Genomic DNA, 2362 nt, shown 5'->3' with positions numbered 1-2362 from the left:
CGCGCCGCCGAGATCGGACCAGGACCGTTCGGCGACCGCCCCGGCCGCGCGGAGGAACGCCGTCCCCCACAGCGGTCCCGAGGTCCCGCCCACCCGCTTGGAGATCACCAGGGCCACCTTCTTCAGGAACACCGACGGAGAACCGCGCTCGAAGGTGTCCCAGTCCGCGAGCACGATCTCGAATCCCCGCGCGAGCGAGTACCCGAAGTCGCCGTCGCCCACGACGGCGTCGAGTTCACCGAACGCGCGTTCGTTGTCCACCGCCGTCCGCGCGATGGTTCTGACGACGAACTCCAGATCGCCGTCACCGCCGCTGCCACGGACACCGCCGGTACGCCGCCCGTCGTGGCGCTCGCCGCTGCGGCCACTGCCGCTGTCTGTCATCGATGACATGTCGTCCCTCCTGACTCCTGACTGGCCTGCGTCACGTCGCGCCGGGGGCAGCGGAGAGCAGGAATTCGAGATCGGCGAGCCGCACGAAGGGACGCGGGTCCGCCCCGAGCGGGTCGCTCAGCACCTCCGCGGTGATCCCCTTCCGCGCGGGATCGGCCGGATCGGCTGGATCGCCCAGGCAGGACACGACCAGCAGCGCACCGGTGAAGTCCTCCTCACCGGTGTAGGCGCTGGGTGTCACCACACAGCCGAGGCCCGCCTCCAGCGCCGAGAGCAGCCCGTTGCGGCTGTCCTCGATCACGACGGTGCCCGTGGTGCCGACCCCGAGCCGGTCCACCGCGTACCGGTAGATGTCCGGAGCCGGCTTCTTGCGCGGGACGACGTCCCCGGCGAACACGGCGAAGCGCGCGGCGAGTCCGGGCCCGGCGGCGAGTTCCAGCACACTCCGTACGGCCGGTTCCGCGGAGGTGGAGGCGACGGCCAGCGTCCATCCGGCGGCGTCCGCCTCGGCGGCGATCCGCCGTACACCGGGGCGGGGCGGGATGGAGCCGCTGCCGATGATCCCGGTGTACACCTCGGTCTTGCGCCGGTGCCATCGGGCGATCAGCCCGTCGAGCGCGTCGGGATCGCTGGGCAGCCCGGCCGCCGCGAGGAACGCCGGGGTGAGAAGTGTCCTCATTCGCTCCTTGCCGCCGCCGACCTTCACCTTTTCGGCGTACTCGCGGTCGCTCCAGCGCACGGGAAGGCCGAATTCCTCGAAGGTCTGGTTGAACGCCGGCAGATGCCCGTGGCGCTCGGTGTCGGCGAGTACTCCGTCGCAGTCGAAGACAAGGGCGGGCACGGTGTCACCCGGCCCGTCCGGCGCTGCCGAAGAGCGTCATGAGCGAGCCCGCCATGTCGATGACGTCCTGGCGGACGGAACGGAACAGGGACGGCGGATCCCATTTCTGTCTCTCCTCGGCGGACTCAAGGAAGGAGAGACTCGACTTCATGAATGTTTCCTTGAGGGCGGTCGAGATGTTGACCTTCGCGCATCCCCGGGAAATGAGATCGCGGAACTGCTCGTCGGAAAGGCCGCTGCCACCGTGGAGGGCGATCGGCAGAGGATGCGCCGCGACAATGTCGGAGACCCGCTGGAAATCGAGCACCGGCGCGCGTCTGTAGGTGCCGTGAGCATTTCCGATGGCGGGCGCGAAAACGTCCACATGGGTGGTGTCGAGGAATTCCAGCGCCACATCCAGGTCCTGCTGGACAGCAGCCCTGTCGGTGCCGATGTCGTCCTCCACCCCTGTGATCGATTCGATCTCGCCCTCCACATGGGCGCCGTACGCACGTGCCTCGGCGACGACCTCCACCGTCTGCCGCATATTCTCCGCCACCGGCAGCCGGGAGGCGTCGAACAGCACGGAGTTCCAGCCCCGCCGCAGACACTCGGTGATGACCTCGCGTTCCGGGCAGTGATCCAGATGCAGACAGACCGGCACCTCGATACCCGCCGTCATGGAGGTCCACATGGCATGCAGCACATCGCCGCCGATCGATTTGACCGTCTTGACCGACGTCTGCACGATCAGGGGCGAGGATTTCTCCACGGCCGCCGCGAGAACCGCCTCCATCGTGAGGTCGTTGAAGACATTGATGGCCGGCACGCCGTAACGCTCTTTGAAGGCGTCGGACAGGATGTCGGTCAGCGGCACGACAGACACATGGACTCCTGGGATCGGGCTCGCCCAATGAGGTCCTGGCCCTTCTGGTGGTGGACCGGACGCTCCAGACCCATTCCACGCCCGTCGGCCGGGCACCGCCAGTCGGCCGGATTCCGCCGGACGGCACCGGGGCGGGTGGTGGACTTCGCCGGACGGACGAGCCGGCGCGTCTCACCGCGTGGCGCGACGCGCGCTCCCCCGGGCTGTCGGTCATGCTCCTGCACGCGTTCGCACGGGCGCTCGTACCCCGATCCCTCACCGTC

The 2362-nt window shown here is 68.8% G+C and carries 3 protein-coding genes; all 3 read right to left on the bottom strand.

Annotation, left to right across the window (positions count from 1 at the left end; genetic code table 11):
• Positions 1–393, bottom strand: a 393-nt coding sequence (locus BFF77_RS29460) for a dihydroxyacetone kinase family protein (RefSeq protein ID WP_211280347.1), incomplete at its 3' end; no start/stop codon positions are given.
• A 31-nt stretch (positions 394–424) separates the two neighbouring features.
• Positions 425–1234 (bottom strand): HAD-IA family hydrolase, encoded by an 810-nt coding sequence (locus tag BFF77_RS29455; protein WP_066955948.1) that lies wholly within the window; start codon positions 1232–1234, stop codon positions 425–427.
• Positions 1235–1238: 4 nt separating this feature from the next.
• Positions 1239–2099 (bottom strand): class II fructose-bisphosphate aldolase, encoded by an 861-nt coding sequence (locus tag BFF77_RS29450; RefSeq protein WP_066955945.1) that lies wholly within the window; start codon positions 2097–2099, stop codon positions 1239–1241.
• Positions 2100–2362 lie beyond the last annotated feature (263 nt).

The organism is Streptomyces lushanensis, assembly GCF_001700515.1.
GTDB lineage: Bacteria > Actinomycetota > Actinomycetes > Streptomycetales > Streptomycetaceae > Streptomyces > Streptomyces lushanensis.
Note: the sequence above shows the minus strand (reverse complement) of the source record. Positions and strands in the feature narration are given on the sequence as shown.